Below are 18,658 nucleotides of genomic sequence, written 5' to 3'. Positions count from 1 at the left end.
ATTATTTAAGAAAATTAACAGATACATTGTTTTTCGACAGTGATTCATTTTCGGCAGCCAGGTCAAAAGCTGTTTCCTTAAAATTAGTCACAGCATCTTTTTTAGCACCTATTGATAGCAAGTATTTCAACATCACATCGTCCTTTGCAATAAGCGCTGCTTTATGTAACGCGGTTAAACCCTCATTATTTTTACTGTTAATATCAATATGAAATGGCTCAAGACGTTTAAGTAAAGATACATCATTTTTAGCTACAGCTAAATGGTAAAGGGTATTTCCGTTTTTTTGCGGGGCGATAATGTTCAACCCCTTATCCTTTAGTACCTGCAGTTTGGTATCAAAATCATCAGCCCTTGGCGCGTTAAACTGGCGCTCAGCCTGACCTGCTGCAGCTTGCCCGCCTTGTGGCCTGCCGCCACCGCCCTGGGCACCAAAGCCCTGCCCTTGCGGGCGGTAAGCTTCAATAACATAGTAAGCAAGGTTATTGCCGGTTTTGTCTAATACATTTACATTGGCACCTTTAGCAATCAGGTAATTCATCACATCAGCCGAATTACGCACAGCCAGGGTTAATGCCGTTGCACCTTTTAGATTAGCCTGGTTAATATTTTTCACATTTGGCAGTAGTAGGGCCAACACCGCCGTATCACGGTTTGCAGATGCCGCATTCATAAATGCCGTATTGCCTTCTTCATCAGCCTGGTTAACATCAACCCCTTTAGTAATAAAGTATTGGATAATATCGTTCTGGTTTTGCTTACGAACAAGGGCATGCAATACATTCTCACCATTTTTAGCAGTCGCGGTTGGCTTGATACCTAAACTTTCAAGGTACTGATAGGTGGCCAGCGTTGCACCGCCACCACCGCGGCGGCCGCCGCCGCCTTGTGCCGCCATCAGCATGGCATTGGCATTAGGTTTTACGCCTTTTTGTAACAGTGTTTTTAACAGATCAACGTTGCCTGACTTTGCAGCATATCCAAAAACATTATTGCCTGCCGCATCTTTACTATTCAGGTCGATCCCTTTTGATACAAAATAATTTGTTAATGCCAACTCTTTATCATTAGCAACAGCTAACAATAAAACATTGGCACCATCCTCGTTCACCTCTTTTTTCAGGTCAGCACCATGTGCTGCCAACAGGTCGTATATTTTGGTATTCTGCTGGCCGCTACCGGCAGCAAACGTTAAAGGTGTTGTGCCGTGGCTATCTTCAATATTAATTTTAGCGCCTTTGTTAAGCAGGTATTCTGTTATTTCAACATTGCCACGGGTTGCGGCCCAATGCAAATAGGTGCGGCCATCATGAGTAAGCTTATTCACATCGCTGCCAGGCAGGCTCAACAAATACTCAATTGATGCATTTGGCGCCTGGGCATTTATAGCCATCACTACGGCATCCATACTCATCGCGTTTGATTGCAAAGGATTGCTCCCTTTTTCTATCTCAGCTTTTATAGCCGCTACATCGGGCTGCGTTTGCCAGAATGATTGATCTAAAAGCACATTCTTTTGCGCCTGCGCAACAAAGGTGCTGATGGTAAAAATGATGATAAGGATTTTTTTCATATAGTCTGCTACTCTTGTATGTGATCAAGCGCACAAAACTAATAAGAATCAGTCTAAATAAAAATAATATTTAAACATTGAATGGATCGGGCCTTCACAACGGCCTGTCAGTGGTTTTGATCCACTCGGCCAGAGCTGTAACCTGATCGGGATTGGCCTTTACCCATGTTGCTTCCCTCGAATCCTTTATTGCGGCAACAGAATGTGCAAAAGCCGGCATACTGTTACTCAGGGCAAGTTTATTTAGGTAATCCACAAAAAACTTATCGAAAAAAGTTTTGGTAAAATCTGTTTTCTTTTCCGATTGCGCCGCGGCAAAAGCGATAATATTTTTAAACTCAAATTCCAACTGGTCGGCCCCTGAAAGATTTTTTGCCTTTGCCGAACTCGTAGTAAGCTGTATCCCTACGTTAAATACCTTCATCTCCTTTTCGTCTTCTGTAGAGAGCGCCAGTGTAGTATCACGTTTATCCTCGGCAAGTACACCGCCCTGTAAAATGTGCTGGATATTGCTGTAAGCCTCTGCCGCCCGGGGCCCCGTAGGTTCTAACAGTAAAAAACTGCATAAACCCAGCAACGCGTTCATTCTTTTATTTTGATGAAAGTTAACCAGCGCGTATAAACGCTGGCTGCTTGCATTTTTAGGGTTTTGTGTTATCGCCTCAATAGCGCATGATTCTGCAGCCTGGTATTGCCCGTTTCTAAAATACGTTAACCCGAAATTATAATATACCTGCGGATAATTAGGATTGATCCTGATCACCTCGCGGTACATATCTACCGCTTTTTTAGTATCGTTGGCTTCATCATAAATACTGGCCAGCAAAGCATAAGCACCTGCACTGATATTGCCGCCGGGCGATTTTATAGCCTTCTCTAAATAAGGTATGGCATCCTTTCCTTTTTTTGATACGTAGAGCGAAAAACCCATTTCGTAATTGGCATAAGCATGCGCAGGGTCAGTTTTTAATACTTCATTAAACTTTGCAATGGCTTCGGCATACTTACCCTGGTTGTGCAAGGCAATACCCTGCTTTACCATATCGGTAGCCTCATCGGTATTTTGCGCAATAACAGGTAAACTTAACAAGCACCCGGCAACCAGGGTGCATACCAGCTTATTCAAAATTTTCATGCCTTAAAACTACAATTTAGGTTCATTAATCAGATACCCAAATCGTAACATTAACGATGCGATTGACTGCAAACAATAAATTCAGGCCAAACCATTTGTAACAATATATGGCGTATCGCATCTATAGGTAATATTACCTATATTAGTATCCCTGATAATCAATAAAACTATTTTGAAAACATACTCAAAAACCATCGTTGCAGGCTTTAGCATGCTGTTTGCAACATTAAGCTTTTCTGCAACCGCTCAAAAACTACCCGCCGCGCAGGAAGATGGCCTGTGGGCACCTCTCAACATTAAGGTTGATGGTAAACTAACTGAATGGGGCGATAATTTCCAGGCGTTTAATAAGGCCACAGATATTTATTATACCATAGCCAATGATGACAATAACTTATACTTCGTTATAAAATCGGACAACCAGGCTAATAACAATAAAATATTAGGAGGTGGTATTGATATTACCATCAGCCCGTCGGGTAAAAAGAAAGATAAAAATGCTTACATAATAGGTTTCCCGGTAGTAGATGTTGCCAACCTGCGTAGCCAGATCATGCAGGGCATGCAGCGTATGCGAAGTGGGCAGGGCGGACAAAGTTCGCCCGGAGGCGGAGGTTTAGACTCGGCAACCATTGCCGGTATGCGTAAAAAAGCCATCAGCGCGGCCAAACAAATTAAACTGGTAGGTTTTACTAAAGATGTGCCCGACAGCACCATTTCGATATACAACGAATACAGTATTAAAGCCACAGCCGATTTTGACCCTAAAGGTAACCTGGTGATAGAAATGGCTATGCCTTTAAAATACCTGCACCTGTCCGGCAAGAGCAACGAAGAGTTTGTTTACAACATTAAACTGAACGGTATCCAGATCGATGCCATCTTTCCGGGCGCATCCTCGTTTATGGGTGGCGGAGGTGGTGGCATGGGCCCCGGTGGAGGAGGTGGCGGCTTTGGCGGTGGAGGAATGCCTCCGGGTGGTGGCGGCGGTATGCCACGCGGCATGTCCGATATAGCAGGAATGCTCAGCCCGACTGATTTTTGGGCCAAATATGTGATGGCTAAGAATGTAAAGGTGATGAGGTAAGGCACTAATGCCCCGCCTTGCTTACCTCATTTTCGCTATGTTGCTTAGGTTTTGATGGCGCCGAATCAAAATCGAGGAATTTATAATTGAACGATATGGCAAACCAGGATTTATCCTGGTAAATGTAACTGCGTGACAGATCGCCAACGCCATGATCATATCCCATTACCAATCCTATCTGGAACTTCTTTTGCCAATCAAAAATAACCGCGGCACCATAGTTAAAACCCGATATTGATTCGGAGCTGTTATCTAAAATACCATGATTGTTCGACGCATTCATCGGCAGGGAGCTTACTCCCAGCGAGCCACCGAAATTGATACCACCCGTATTATTAAATATAGGCAACCTGATGCCTAAAAATGTACCGATATTGATATCCCCGTTCAATATCGAGCTGGCATGTGTGCCTTCGGCAGGGCGGTATTTAAACGGAATAGCCATACCGGAAAATACAAATTGAAAAGGTACCTTACCAAAGTAATCTTCTTTAAACTCATCAAAATCGGCTTTGGCTATCCATAACCACGAGTTAAAATCATCCGAATCAATCGGTACGCCATCCGGCCAGCCATGTTCGCGCCACCGTAACGGGTTTTCATAATGCGGTTCGGGTTCAAATTTTTTGGTTGTATTGTTAAAACTAATGGTTGTGGGTATGGTTATCCTAATGTACTCTACCCTGTCTACCACTTCGGTTTTATCAATCTTAAACCAATAATCGTTTATCCAAAAGTTAAAATCTGCCAGGTCTGGTTTGTTATTCCTGTCCTGGTAAACTTTTATCAGCCTCATGGAGTGCTTTAGTTTATAGCCCGTGGGTACACCGTCTTCCTGTGCCAAACAATTAAAAACAATAAGCATTGTTAAGCCAGCAAGCAGCGTAATCTTTTTCATGATGTGATGGTTAGGTATTGCCTATAAATATAGTGATCATTAATATTATACCATAAAACCGGGGTTGGCATTAAACAAGGCCCAATCGGCCAATAGCCTTGCCTTTAGTTGCTGTAGCTCACTGTCTGTTTTCCAATATGCATCCAGCAGTTCAAGGCGGTAAATGTGTTTGAGCAGGTTGTAGCACATGGTAAATTGGCCACAAGCTATCACCGCGTCGCGCATGGTTTGCGGACCGGCATCAAACCATAAAGTAGTGGCCATTGATGTTGCTTTGGTGGCCATATCCTGCAATTGCTTACTCGGCGTTAATTGCGCTTCAGCAGGCTTCCACCATTCAGCGTCTTTTGTCTCGAGGTTGTTTTTGCGAACCTGGTCATGCTGGCATGAAAACTCGTAAATAAAGCATGATAGCGCCCTGTTCTTATAAACCGGCATGCCGTAAAAAGAACTGTACGATTGCCTGCGCTCCTGTGCTAAAAATATATTCAGGTTAAGCATCAATATCGATTTAAACCTGGCTATCATCATTTGCTGCAGCAGACCAAATTTAAGGCTGCCAAAGTATCCCAAGTACCGGGCAATGGTACGGCCAAAATGGGTACTGTTTAAGCCTTCCATTTTTTTAGCTGTTAAATATTTAGTAAACAAATACACCGCGCTTATCATCGCCATCGGTATCAGCAATAGCAAGCCTATCGTACGTGCCTGCGGACAGCAAAACAGTAAATATATGCTGATAGCCAAGCCCAAAAGCCCTACCGATAATACCCTCCTAATTGTTTTTAAAGTAATGTTCTGTACCGTGCCTGATGTAGCGGCTATAGGTTCAAACCTGTCCATAAAATAGCTGCCCACATCGCAAACCATCATCAGGTCGAATGGCTTTTTATCGGGATGCTTAGCGCGGAAGTTATCTTCCATCATCATGCTTTCCAATCCCTGGTTATCAACTACTCCCCCATCCATCATACAAAATGGTTTGTTAACAACAGTATTCAGTTTTAAAGGGTTGTTGTTTTTATAATCAATAGCCTTGAGCATATCATCCACATTTTGCAAACCCGGGTGAATATAATCATGCGGGTATATCATTGGCTCAAAACCCGATGGAAAGCAGGATGATGTTGCCGCTATATCACTTATCTTTAACTTGCGCGCTACATCGGCATTGTTAAAATGCAGGTAATAGTTGCCTACGGTAAAAATACTATCGGGATAGCCATTGGTTTGAAAACGGAAAGCAATACCGTTATTTAATTCGGTAGCGTTAAAGCAAACAGTTTTTAGGTGCGGGTTAGCATGGCGGTTAAAAAAGATATCCAGCGTTTCGCTTTTGCCGGTATCTGAGTTTTTGAAAAGCATTTCATCATAAGCCTTCGCAAAAGCATTGATGAGGTTATGGCTCTTTTCTACTTTCTGTATCTTGCCATTTATTGTTTCAGTACCTTTTTCATTCCATTTTTTGGCATTTGTTAAAATGTCGAACACACGGGTAAGCAGGTCTTCGCCATTCATAAAGGTTTTCATGCCCTCATAAAACTCATCAAATACAAAGCCGGGCTTAAAAATAGCCGTGCTGTAAACCGCGTTTGTTAATGAGCCTCCGGATGTTGATGTGGTGAATGAAATATGCTTTAACAATGGATCATCGGCACTGCTTAGCCATGCACGGTTAAGGTATGATATGGCGCCCAGGCTAAATGCCGCGGCCCTGAAACCTCCTCCCGACAAGGCCAAAGCCATATCGCCAAAAGAACCAGCTGGTTTTACAGCTTCCTGCTTACGCGAAAGATCGGCAGGGGTTTCTGCCTGTGCGGGCGGGGTTGATAGATCGAGTATTGACATGTGCTTTAATTTTTAGTGCTTAGCTAATAAAGTACGCTCGCGGCAATGCATATCCGTATCATCATAGTACTTGGCTACCCATTGATCGTCAGTATGTAATACCAATGGCACATCACTTTTAGTGGCCGTATTATCCTTATCCCTGAACTGGAAATGGTCAACCAGCCTGATGGCCTCAATGGCAAAAGCGGTCACCACGTGCTGATCGCGTATCTCAAGCAGGTTATCACCATTATGTTGTTCCGGGCCTAAAGCCAGGTTACTGCTCCCACAAAAAACTACGCCATCCGGGGTATTAAAATCGAGCACAACAAACTTATGATGTATGCTGATACCCGGTATGCCCGGCTCCTTATTAAATGGCGGGGGTAATTTGGGTGCCAGGCCTTTCCCTACCACATGGATGCCCTTTGTGCTATGCGGCTTATACAGGTATACTTTTTTTGAAGTATCTGTAATGCCATAAGTAAACTTCTCATCGCTTTCTACCTGCCTCAGTATTTCCTCCAGCAGCGCGCTGCCCGATTCATCCTCCATAATAGCAAACAGGATATTATCTTTTGCGTTTTTCACCTGGTCGGCCAGTCCCTGCAACTCGGCAGTGGCGTCTGCCTTGGTATGCGGCGAGCAGCGGATGATCATATCCGGCACACCGGCATCATCAACATTATCAGGCTGGCCTGTGCGGTTAAAACTAAAGCCCTTGGTTGCCCATTCTGAATTTTTGAATGTTGACATCCCCAAGAGGGAAGCATCAAAAAAGTTCTCATACAAGGCGGCCACGTTGGCATTATTAAATATCAAAACGTTATTGGCATTTACATACAGGCCATTGGTCGAAAAATTGGTCGATCCGGATAATACCTTAATGGCTTTCCCGTTTTTTTTCTGAATAAACACCTTCGAGTGCGCCAACGCCTGAAAGTGCCCTCGCACTATTTTCGCATTACCTGTTGCTCTTGCCTTAAATAATGTTTCAAACTGGTCTTCGTATTGTGGCGTGCCGTCGCTCATGTTGCCAATATGGGTTGAGCTGTTATCCAGTATCATCCGCAGGCGGCCCTGTGCGGCAAAATCCAGCAACATGGAGCAGGCTGCAGGTTCATCCAAATCAAACGCAAATACATCCATGCTAATATTCGGGTCATCTGCTGCTTCCTGCAAAAACTCAAACGCCCGTGCGCGTGCCTGCCAGCCTAACCAGGTGTGCAGTTCATCATAGGTATATTGATACGGCGTTGTCACCCCATTTACCTTTCTGTTGGCCGTACCGGCAATTTGTTTGGTATCAAAAATGATCTTGTTCTTATCCGGTCCTGTTTTTGGCCTTAAATTCACTTCATTGCCAAAATTGTTTACAAAAGCCTGCGATGCGATATAACTGCGGGTAAAACCAATTTCAAGATCATTACACCTGAACGGACAAACCGCAATGGTTACTGTAACCGTATTATTCGGATCTATAGGCTGTAAAACATTGTTCACCAGGTAGCGAGGGGTAACAGCGTAAGTATAATCACCAAAAACAGGGTCATTAATATCATGGTCGGTAGCGGGAACGTGCACCCACCTGAATTTTTGTATAGGCGAAAACTCTGTTGTGATACGGTTGGGCGTGGCGGTTACACCGGCATAAGTTACCGTTGCAGGGTAGCATAGCTTATTATATAAATAATAAGGGCTACGGCCCGGCTGTGTAACACGTATGCTAAAGCCGCTAAAGTTGGTTATTTTATTTTTATCGATATCAAAACCAAGCAATGTCATAGCATCGCCCTGGTAAGCCGTAAGGCATACTCCGTTTTTTGATTGAAACACTTTCATGGTTTAGGCTGGTTAAAAATAATGTTCAATAAGGTTAGCTAAAACTAAACATTTAATATTTAATAATATACCCGTATAAACACGGTATTTTATCTTTTAAAAACTTACCAGCAAATACCTGTCAATGTGCTTATTAATAATATATTTGATCAACCATTTAAACCACTGTAATGAATTACCTGTGCATCAAAAACTTTGCTGTTTATAGTATCCGCCTTGTCTTATTTTTCTTAATATGTTCAATTATGCCCGCATTTGCAGGTTGCATACAGGATACAGGCCCAAGCGGCCTGATGAAAGATTATCGCGATAGTATCATATTAAACAATGGTGTCGTTTCGGTAACGCTCACTAAATATGATGCCAATATCATTTCATATAAATACAAAGGTATTCAAATGCTGATTGATGGCTATTACAGCATGGATGGCAAGGCTACGATGATGCACCTTAAACACTGTGTTGTTACGGTAGCCAGCGAAACCACTGACCTGATCGATGTTTCATTTAAAAGTACATGGCAAAAAGCCTACCGCCAGCAGGCTGTTGATATTGATGTTCACTATGTGATGCAAAAAGGAAAATCGGGTGTATACAGTTATGCTGTGCTCACCCACCCAAAAACTTACCCCGATGTAACTTTTGGCGAGTGGCGCATGGTATGGAAAATGGATATGGACAGATTTGATCATATCATGGTCGATTCGATACGTAACAGGATACTCCCCTCAAAAGCTGATATGGAGGCAGCCAAAAAAACGAGTATCCCCGAAGCGGTTAAGCTCACCACCGGTGTAATGAAAGATCAGTATGAATGTAAATACAGCTACAGCGTTGAATACCATGATGTAGGCACATTCGGCCATGCATCAACAAAAGATAAAGTTGGGGCCTGGATGGTATTGGGTGGATATGATTATTTTAACGACGGGCCTACACAGGCCGATCTGAACGCGGGCTTAGCCATAAACATTGTACATTTTGGCCGCGATCATTACTCGGGTAGCGGCACCACCGTTGCAGCCGGCGAAGACTGGAGCAAAATATACGGTCCTTTTCTACTCTATGTAAACTCAGGCGCTAATGCGGATGCCATGTGGGCCGATGCAAAAAAACAGGTAAAAACTGAAAAAGCTGCCTGGCCCTATGCATGGATAAAAAACAATGCTGAATATCCTGCCAAAGCACAACGTGGGATAGTTTCGGGTACGTTTGCTGTACACGATCCCTATAAGCCCAAACTAACAGGGGCTTATGCCTGGGTGGGCTTATCATCGCCGGGAGTACATTGGGAAAAAGATTCCAGAACGTACCAATATTGGATAAAGGCTGATGCTAAAGGTAATTTTACCATCCCTGATGTGAGGCCCGGAACATATGACCTGCATGCCTTTGTTACCGGCGCGGTTGATGAGTATACTCAGCAAGGCATTGTAGTAAATACCGGTAAAATAACCAATGCCGGCCTGCTCACTCGTAATATTATCCGTGATAAAGGCAACCTGTTATGGGAAATAGGCATACCCGATCGTAAAACATCCGAATTTAAGTTTGGTGATAAATATTTTGAACCTTTTATGTGGGAAACCTATAGCCGTGTACTACCTAACCCACTGGTATATGATGCCGATAAAGGCGACTGGAAAGACAAACTCAATTACGCCCACAGCAACTACTATACCCCCGACAGTACCTTTGTTTCCTGGCCATGGAATATCAATTTCAAATTAAAAGCTGTACCTCAAGCAGGTTTTGCCACATTAACATTTGCTATTGCAGGCATACACAACTCATCGTTGCGTGTTTATATAAATGGCGAAAGCCAACCTACAGGAGTTTATATGGCGGCACCCGAGGTATATGGCGGAAACGCGCTGGTGCGCGAAGGCAACCATGCCAAATACAGTGTGTACACGTTACAGGTGCCTGTATCTAAGTTACACACCGGGGGCAATACCATCACGCTATCACAAGGGCACGCCGGTTCACGCGATGCGAATGTGATGTATGATTATATTTGTATGGAAATGCCATAAAACTGACCTGATGCAACAACAAGATTTATATCCGAAAGTATATTTATACCGCCGGATAGTTTATGCTAAATTGTTTATTGACGAACACTTTGCCGATAAAATAGACCTGGACAATATTGCCGGGGAAGCCGCTTTTTCAAAATTCCATTTTATAAGGCTGTTTAATTCCGTATATAATAAAACACCGCACCAGTACCTCTCGCACCTCCGCATTGAAAAAGCTAAGGGACTTTTAAAAACCAATATGGCTGTTGCCGATGTTTGTTATGCGGTGGGTTTTGAAAGTGTGAGCTCATTCACCGGTTTGTTTAAGCGCCTTACGGGATCAACGCCTGCCAGCTATCAATTGCAGCAACATCAAAAATTAAACGCTGTAGCAAATGCACCGCTCCGGTTTATCCCAAACTGCTTTGCCGAAAAAAACGGGTGGGCCACAAATAGCAATTTTGAAGAAGCCGTTTAATAAATAAGTAAGCACCTTCGTATTAAACAAATACGAAAAGCAATGATCACAAAATTAAGCCACATCAGCATATTTGTGCTGGACCAGGACAGCGCCTATGATTTTTACATTAACAAGCTCGGTTTTAAAGTACATACCGATGCCCCCATGGGCCCGGGCATGCGCTGGCTAACCGTTTGTACACCCGACCAACCCGAACTGGAGATCACCCTGATGGCCATTAGTGAAGGCATGATGTTCAGCAAAGAGTCGGCCGTGGTAATGAAAGAGCTTGTGAGCAAAGGCACGTTTGGTTTTGGCGTATTTGAGTGCGATAACCTGCTGGTAACTTACGAGGAACTGAAAGCCAAAGGTGTTGAGTTTACCAAACCGCCAACCAAAGAATTTTATGGCTTTGAAGCTTTGTTTAAAGATGATTCGGGTAACTGGTTTTCACTTGGGCAAAAGGGTAACCTTTAATTAGTACAAACACTTAGGGGCTTATTGTGTTGATTACATGAGAAGGCCCCTAAATGAGATTAAGAATGTATTTATTATTGTTTGTTGTACTATTGGCAACAACAATAATGGTTGTAATGAATTATTACACTATCAAAGTGCTTTCGGCAAGCAGTGCATACATCCAGGGAGAATCTGAATCTACCAAAAGCCAAAAAGATGCCGCCCGCCACCTGGTGAACTACATTTATACGCAAGACGAATTAGAATATACTTTTTCTAAACACGATCTGAGCATTCCACTGGGCAACCGCATGGCGCGTGTAGGCTTGCTATCGAACAGTGATATCGCATATATAAGAATTGGATTTCTGCAGGCCCGCAATAGCCCTGATAATATTACTAATATGATATGGTTATTCAGGCGGCTGGAGCGATACCCATATTTTAAGAAAGTAATTACCGACAGGCAAGCCGGCGATATTTATATTGACCAGCTCAATCAAATTGCCACAAAGGCACACCAGGAAATAAGTATAGCTAAACAACTGCGGAATGATAGGCAGGAACTGATTTTAAGGATAAATTACATTTCTGACAAGTTAGACATTGCTCAACAATCGTTCTCAAGCTCACTAAATACTTGTTGCCTCCGGCTAAATCACTACGTTTTCATAGCCGACCTGTTCATTACGCTCATTATTATTGGCGGATCTTTACTGTACGCTATATTAATGATCCGCAGGCTCAATAAATCAAAAAAAATAATTTCCGGTCAATACTATGAGCTCAAAGCAATTAACGAAGACCTTGATAAATTTACCTACAATATAGCCCATGACCTGCGTTCGCCTATATTGTCATTAACGGCCCTGGTTGGTATTGTAGAAGCAGAAACCGACTTATCACAAATCAATACCTATACCGCGCTGATGAGACTTAGCCTGGAAAACCAGGATAAATTTATTGCTGAAATACTCTCATCCATCAAAAACAAAAAAAATGGAAATGCGATAGTCCTTTGCAACTTACCACAAATTATTCATCAGGTAACAAGCCAAAACACTTTTATGAAAAGCGGGTCGCCGGTTTCATTCATCACCGATATTGCTGTGAATGAAGTTTATGCCGAGCCGCTAAAACTGAAGATCATATTGAATAACCTGGTATCAAATGCCATAAAGTATGCCGATCTTTCCAAGCCCGGGCAGTATGTAAAAATACGGTCTTACAAAAACGGTGCATTTGATATTATAGAAATTGAAGATAACGGCCTTGGTATTAAAAACCACGATCAGCAATACATATTTAACCAGTTTTTTATGGCCGGAGGAAATAAAAAGAGCACAGGTATAGGCCTGTTTCTGGTTAAAGATGCTATAACAAAAATGGGTGGCACTATTGAAGTGATATCCGAATTAACCATAGGCTCAACATTTATTATCAAATTGCCGGTAAGATCATAGCGCTATCCCTTCTTCTCAAATAATATTTTCTGATCATTAAAAGTTGATGCCGCTTCGATGATCTCTTTCATCAGGCCCCAGTCTTCCGCTTTTTCAAAATTATGCGCATAGTTACGGTTTACGGTAATGGTTACCGCGGTACCTGTAGCATTAACTTTTGCAACAGATGAAAATGAGCCTGTTTTATTGGCTTTACTGTTCGTCATCTCTTCCATACCTTTTGCTACATAGCCTTTTGGTATAGCCAATGTTATGGTGTACGAAAAGCTGCGTGCTTCGGGCATGTATACGTCAAGTACACGGTTTTTATCTTTTTCATCAAGGGTTAAAAAGCCACCGGTAAGTTTACCCGCGTCAATAATATAGTTATCGCCTGCTTTTTTAACCAGGTTATCCAATACAAAAGTTGCGGTGTAGTTAAATGTTGGAGCCGAGCTTTCCAGGGCGGGGTTTATTACTTTAAAATCTGTTAATTGCTGCGGTTCCTGGTCAAACTGATCCTTTATTTTTTCGATGAAGTTTTTGTTCATTTCTTCCCGCTCCTTCTCGAACGAGAAGGTAAAATCATCGCTCATTTTTTTGGTGAGGGCCTGTTGCTTTAAACGGGTTTCAATAGGGTCGCCATTAACGGCATCCATAAAAGCATTGTCAACATCTTCAACCGGTATTAACAATTTTTGATCTCCGTGGCGCAGGTTCCCGTCTTGTTTAACGTTCCAGGTCAGTTTCAGCTTTTGCATATCGGGCATCATGTTCACCGTCAGCTTTTCGTCCGAGTGATTTTTATCGATACCAAAAACAGGCATTATCGAATCGGTTGACGTAAATAAACCTAACTTACTATTTCCGCCAACCGGGTGCATCACAATTACCTTTTCACCCTGGTAGCGTGCGGGCACTTCGTTAAAGTGGGTCATCACATCATCAAAAAACATATACATCTGCTTTTCTCCGTTTATGCGTATTGCTGCTGTAAAATCGTTCAGGCCGTAAACATTGGCGAGTGTATTATTCAGGCGTGAGCATACCATCAGCACATCATGGTCAACCCCCAGGTCACTCAGCATTAAACTCATGGATATGGTACTTACTTTATCACTCGCCTTACGGTAATTCAGGTCGTGAAATTTCTTTATCTCATCACCATTATACAGATCGAAAGCAAGGTATTTATATTCATCGTACATTACCTTCATTACACTATCAAGGCTTTCATCTTTTGTAGGTTTCGGCGAGTTGAAAAACTTCTTCAGGCGTTTTTCTGCAGGGCCAACATCACTCATTTCGGTAAATGCCTTAGATAATATTTGTTTGGTAGCCTCCAGCATTGACCCTTTGCTCACAAATGCTTCTGTCCCTTTAATATTATCGGTATAAGCATTGCCGTAGCTGCTGCCTATCTCAATATATGGGAACTGCCTTAAAGGCGATGTCCATAATTTGCTTTCAAACTTTGGCACATTGGTCATTTTCAGGCTGTAAAGCTGGTCGCCGGCATCGTTCTTGCTTTCTACAAAATGGGGGGCGTTATTGGCATACATACATTTTACCTTCAGCTTGCTGTTAAACTGAAAATCGAGACTGAAATATAAAGCAGGGTACTCTTCCATTAATACAATTACTTCTTCGTTATCCTTGAACGAGTTACCTTTATTATCCTCGTTCACCTCAACGGTACTGATATAATAGTCCAATATATCGCCTACCTGCAGGCCGGGTATAGCCAGTATGCCTTTTTGATCCTTGTCTTCATTCTTTACCAATACCTCTTCGCTTGTATTTACAACTATCTCTTTACCATCTGGCTTTACCAGCTTAGCACCAATGAAGGTGTTGTGCGTATTCAACAGCTTATTGAACAACATCAGCGATACCGTTTTATCCAGTTTTTTCTGGTAGCTCAGTTTAGAGTAGTCTTCGAGCGCTACCTTATCGTTTATCTTTATCCTTTCGTGCAGCGTATTTACCCTGATGGTTTTAGTAACCGTACTGGTAGAAACGATCATGAATTTTGTTTTACCGTTGGATGTACGCTGCGATGTATAAGCATGCGCTATAATAACCGCGCTCTCTTTAGCCATACCTGCCGGGATAGCCGTTACATTAAACTCGGGCGCTTGCTTTCCCCATATCTCTTTTTGCAGTTGCGCGGCCTTGTTGGCGTAAGATATAGTATCTTCTTGCGCAAACAGTTTGCCCGTTGTAAGCAGGCATGCTATAATAAGTAACCTTAGTTTCATTGTACAGGTTTTAGTATGATGTTTTCTTTATATGTTTTAGCCAGCAGATCAATGTCTTTGTTCCATTGTACAAATTTTGCCTTTGGCAGACGTGGGTTCTTTATCACAATATTCTTTTTGTAAACCAATTTGCCGGGCAGTTCGCTGTAGGTAATATGAAACTCATAGTCAGGGTTGGTAATATTCAGGTTTGCAGGCAGTGTTGCTTTATAACCCGCCGGGATAGCCAGTTCTGTTTCTTTATTGATGGTAGTTTTATAATCAAACCAAAAATCGTTTTTGCGTTTGCCTATTTTTATCTGCGATGTTAAAAATTCCTTTTTCAGGTCAATATCTACATAATATGCCTTGCTGAATTGAGATACTGCCGCTTTATGATCAACATTATAAGTTACATTCACATCTTTATCGGGGTTGCTGGTGTTTGATATCACCAGGTCTTTAATCACATAATTGCTGTTATTATCCGACAGGAACTTATTTAGCGCATCGTCGGCTTTATCTTTTTTAATACTGTTTAAGCCAGCCAGCACACTTTCTTTTTCCTCGCCTTTCCAAACATGGCTTACGCTTCCGCTCAGGCTGTTACCAACAATACTTAGTTTACTGGTTTCGGTATCAAAGTTTTGCTGCATTGGCACCAGGGGTATACGGCCAAGTACATACTTATCGCCATCTTCCATTAAAACCTGGCGGCCCTGTATACGCTCCGCATATTCGTTTATACCTATATAGCTTTCTGTGGCATCAAGATACATGGTTTTGCCACCGTAAACCAGGCCACATATCATGTGGTTATCAACCGCTAATGATGGTGTGCTGTAATCGTAAGCTATGTGGTTGGTACCCAGCCAGCATAAACGGGCATCATAACCGGCTGCAACCAGCAATGCTTTGGTCAGGTTGGCCATCCCTTTACAATCGCCATATTTTTTACGCAGCACTTCGTCGGCTTTTTCGGGCTTAAAACCGGCAACGCCATTCTCAAAAGCGATATAGCGAATGTTATCCTGCACGTAATAATAAATGGCTTTTATTTTATCCATATCGGCTGTAAGTCCGGCGGTTAATTCTTTGGCTTTGGCACCAATAATATCTTTATCATTAACCACACCTTTAACCAACTCGCGGTACCATGCATACTGATCATTAAGGGTGCCGAAATAGGTAAAATTATTGCCGCCAACATAAGCGGATTTGCATAAAATCAGCAAATGCGGGTATGAATAAGTAGGGCCGGGAGCATTTCCTTCTTGTTTTGCCGCCGGAATTTCGTCGGCCGTCCAGGTAAGCACATCCATATCATTTTTGCTGTCATAGGTCGAATCGCGCGAAATGCTTTTATCAAAGTTGATCTCTTTGATATCAACTTTCATCCAATGCGGTATTTTAATGGTGATCTCTTTCGTGTTAACCAACATATCCTCGGGAAAGAACACATTGGTAAAAAAACGCGGATCGGTAATGGTTTCGTTAAAGGTTACTACAGCTGTACTGCCTACCTTGGGCATACTTAACGGGAAATAGCAAACCCTTGCATCCGAGTAAAAAACATCGCTGATAGACATATAACTATACTTCGGCATAAAGCCTGCCGGGGTACGGTTATCAACTTTACACTCAACTGCATCAATGGTTACATCATCATTGTAAGTTTCGTTTATGGGGAAAGTTACCTGGTAACCATTGCTGATATAGCTGGTTTTGGATATTTGCTTAATTTCCACCCGGTTAACTTTGGGATTATAAACAAATTGATAGCTTACTTTTGATGAGGTAATAGTTGCAGAAGAATCGGTTGTTTGGGCTACAGCGCAATTAGCCAGCATAATGAATGCTATAGATACTGTTAATAGTTTAGTCATAAATTGGGTTAAATATACAAGAGCAAGATAAAAGTATTTTTTAAAAGGCTTATTCAAAAAGAAAAATATTTATCTAAAAAAAATACTGTTGATATGACTTAAATCGATGGCTATAAAAACATAACAGTTACTGTCGTTTGCATCTTTAATTGTAATTTTGATGAAAGCATCAAAACCCTTTAACCGCTAAGCGGTTGTATACACTGCCGCTATGCATGAAATGAATTGGATACTTCTGGGCGAAATAGGTTATACCCTCGTCATTGTTTTTGTTTGCCTCAATATTATTTACAATACCGCATCAACCACCAAAACACTGGCTTATGTATTGGTGGTTATATTTTTACCTGTTATTGGTATCGGCATCCATTTAATGTTTGGGGCCAATTACCGTAAAAATAAGCTGTATAGCAAAAAAATAGCGAATGATAGCAGCCTGCTCAACAGCATCCGCAAAAAAATAAATATAGAATCGGAAAAAGCCTGGGACACGGCCGAGCCCGAAGTGCAAAAACATAAAAAATTAGCGCATTTTTTACTGAACGACAGCGATAGCCCCCTTACCGCCAATAACGAAGTTAAACTACTATTGAACGGCGAGAACAAATTCCCGGAAGTGATAGCAGCTTTAAAAAGCGCCAAACACCATATCCATATTGAGTACTATATTTTTGAGGATGAAGAAATAGGTAACGAAATTGCTGATATTTTAATGCAAAAAGCGCATGAAGGTGTGCAGGTACGCTTTATTTATGACGACTTTGGCAGCCGCTCTATCCGCAAAAAAATTGTGCCTGCCCTGCTGGATGCAGGTGTAGAGGCGCTACCCTTCTTCAAGGTTTATTTTATTTTATTGGCTAACCGGGTAAATTACCGTAACCACCGTAAAATAATTATTGTTGACGGGCATACCGCATTTACCGGGGGCATTAATGTGAGCGACAGGTACATTAACAAACCACATGATAAAAGTCAAATTTACTGGCGAGATACCCACGTTAAAATAGTTGGCCCTGGTGTTTATTACCTGCAGTACCTTTTTATTTGCGATTGGAACTTTTGCTCGGACCAGCAACTGCCTATAACCGAGGAATATTTTTGCACTACCCCAAGCCCTAAAGGCAAGGCCATGGTGCAGATAGCCGCCAGCGGCCCCGATTCGGATACGCCTACCATTATGTTCTCGTTATTGCAAACCATTGGCCTTGCCGAAAACGAAATACTGATCACTACCCCTTACTTTATCCCCGGTGAAAATTTGCTGGATGCCCTGAATGTGGCGGCCATTAGTGGGGTAAAGGTGAAGATATTGGTACCTGGAAAATCAGACTCTGCTTTTGTTGATGCCGCAGCACGCTCCTATTACGCCGAACTGCTGGATTCGGGAGTTGAGATTTACCTGTATCAAAAAGGCTTTATACATGCTAAAACCTTAGTATCTGATGGGCAGTTATCCATCATTGGTACCGCCAATATGGACCACCGCAGCTTTGAGCTTAACTTTGAGGTGAACAGCATGATATATGATGAAGCCATTTCTAAACAACTGCGGGATGCTTTTTATGATGACCTGAAACATTCCGTACGTATAAATACCACGCGCTGGAACAATCGCCGCGTTTACCGCCAACTTCCCGAAAAGGTAGCAAGACTGCTTTCCCCCCTGCTTTAACTATCGCGACAATAATGAAATCCGAAATTTAACGTTAAATTAATTGTAGTTTTTTATTGATTTGATAATAATAGAAATTATATACCTTTGTATTAGTACTTATAATCAATAGG

General features: G+C 42.2%; 13 protein-coding genes. 6 read left to right on the top strand and 7 right to left on the bottom strand.

All coding sequences use genetic code 11. From position 1 onward, the window contains the following. Window position 1 precedes the first annotated feature (1 nt). Together KXQ82_RS03505 and KXQ82_RS03500 are read right to left on the bottom strand one after the other, a co-directional pair. On the bottom strand, window positions 2-1,573 hold the full coding sequence (locus tag KXQ82_RS03505; RefSeq protein ID WP_219486753.1) for an ankyrin repeat domain-containing protein: 1,572 nt from the start codon (window positions 1,571-1,573) through the stop codon (window positions 2-4). A gap of 94 nt (window positions 1,574-1,667) precedes the next feature. Beyond that, the gene (locus KXQ82_RS03500; RefSeq protein ID WP_219486752.1) at window positions 1,668-2,708 is read right to left on the bottom strand and encodes a tetratricopeptide repeat protein; all 1,041 of its coding nucleotides are present in this window, start codon (window positions 2,706-2,708) and stop codon (window positions 1,668-1,670) included. 172 nt (window positions 2,709-2,880) lie between these two features. On the opposite strand from KXQ82_RS03500, the gene KXQ82_RS03495 reads away from it, so the two are divergent. Beyond that, window positions 2,881-3,795 (top strand): hypothetical protein, encoded by a 915-nt coding sequence (locus KXQ82_RS03495; RefSeq protein ID WP_219486751.1) that lies wholly within the window; start codon window positions 2,881-2,883, stop codon window positions 3,793-3,795. A gap of 4 nt (window positions 3,796-3,799) precedes the next feature. On the opposite strand, the gene KXQ82_RS03490 is transcribed toward KXQ82_RS03495, so the two are convergent. Genes KXQ82_RS03490 through KXQ82_RS03480 form a run of 3 tightly spaced genes read right to left on the bottom strand, consistent with a single transcriptional unit; the run spans window position 3,800 to window position 8,365 of the window. Further along, complete coding sequence (locus KXQ82_RS03490) at window positions 3,800-4,693, bottom strand: hypothetical protein (protein ID WP_219486750.1); 894 nt, start codon at window positions 4,691-4,693, stop codon at window positions 3,800-3,802. A gap of 45 nt (window positions 4,694-4,738) precedes the next feature. Beyond that, window positions 4,739-6,541, bottom strand: coding sequence for a patatin-like phospholipase family protein (locus tag KXQ82_RS03485; protein ID WP_219486749.1), 1,803 nt, complete (start codon window positions 6,539-6,541; stop codon window positions 4,739-4,741). A gap of 12 nt (window positions 6,542-6,553) precedes the next feature. Next, the gene (locus KXQ82_RS03480; protein ID WP_219486747.1) at window positions 6,554-8,365 is read right to left on the bottom strand and encodes a phospholipase D-like domain-containing protein; all 1,812 of its coding nucleotides are present in this window, start codon (window positions 8,363-8,365) and stop codon (window positions 6,554-6,556) included. A 245-nt stretch (window positions 8,366-8,610) separates the two neighbouring features. On the opposite strand from KXQ82_RS03480, the gene KXQ82_RS03475 reads away from it, so the two are divergent. From KXQ82_RS03475 to KXQ82_RS03460, 4 genes are all read left to right on the top strand, one after another. Then, the gene (locus KXQ82_RS03475; protein ID WP_219486745.1) at window positions 8,611-10,401 is read left to right on the top strand and encodes a polysaccharide lyase family 4 protein; all 1,791 of its coding nucleotides are present in this window, start codon (window positions 8,611-8,613) and stop codon (window positions 10,399-10,401) included. Between the two features lie 10 nt (window positions 10,402-10,411). Next, window positions 10,412-10,864, top strand: a complete 453-nt coding sequence (locus tag KXQ82_RS03470) for a helix-turn-helix domain-containing protein (protein ID WP_219486743.1) — start codon at window positions 10,412-10,414, stop codon at window positions 10,862-10,864. 42 nt (window positions 10,865-10,906) lie between these two features. Further along, window positions 10,907-11,323, top strand: a complete 417-nt coding sequence (locus KXQ82_RS03465; RefSeq protein ID WP_219486741.1) for a VOC family protein — start codon at window positions 10,907-10,909, stop codon at window positions 11,321-11,323. A 116-nt stretch (window positions 11,324-11,439) separates the two neighbouring features. Beyond that, window positions 11,440-12,768, top strand: a complete 1,329-nt coding sequence (locus KXQ82_RS03460) for a sensor histidine kinase (RefSeq protein ID WP_219486740.1) — start codon at window positions 11,440-11,442, stop codon at window positions 12,766-12,768. Window positions 12,769-12,770: 2 nt separating this feature from the next. Here the strand turns inward: KXQ82_RS03460 and KXQ82_RS03455 are convergent, their stop codons facing one another. Both KXQ82_RS03455 and KXQ82_RS03450 read right to left on the bottom strand, forming a co-directional pair. After that, window positions 12,771-15,008 carry a DUF3857 domain-containing protein gene (locus tag KXQ82_RS03455; RefSeq protein WP_219486739.1) on the bottom strand — a complete coding sequence of 746 codons (2,238 nt, stop codon included), beginning with the start codon at window positions 15,006-15,008 and terminating at the stop codon, window positions 12,771-12,773. Continuing rightward, window positions 15,005-16,873 carry a transglutaminase-like domain-containing protein gene (locus tag KXQ82_RS03450; RefSeq protein ID WP_219486738.1) on the bottom strand — a complete coding sequence of 623 codons (1,869 nt, stop codon included), beginning with the start codon at window positions 16,871-16,873 and terminating at the stop codon, window positions 15,005-15,007. Before KXQ82_RS03450 ends, KXQ82_RS03455 begins: the two co-directional genes overlap by 4 nt. A 220-nt stretch (window positions 16,874-17,093) precedes the next feature. On the opposite strand from KXQ82_RS03450, the gene cls reads away from it, so the two are divergent. Beyond that, the gene (gene cls / locus KXQ82_RS03445) at window positions 17,094-18,545 is read left to right on the top strand and encodes a cardiolipin synthase (protein ID WP_219486737.1); all 1,452 of its coding nucleotides are present in this window, start codon (window positions 17,094-17,096) and stop codon (window positions 18,543-18,545) included. Window positions 18,546-18,658 lie beyond the last annotated feature (113 nt).

The sequence above is a fragment of the Mucilaginibacter rivuli genome, assembly GCF_019391655.1.
Classification (GTDB): Bacteria; Bacteroidota; Bacteroidia; order Sphingobacteriales; family Sphingobacteriaceae; genus Mucilaginibacter; species Mucilaginibacter rivuli.
This window is presented reverse-complemented; position numbering and strand designations above follow the sequence as displayed.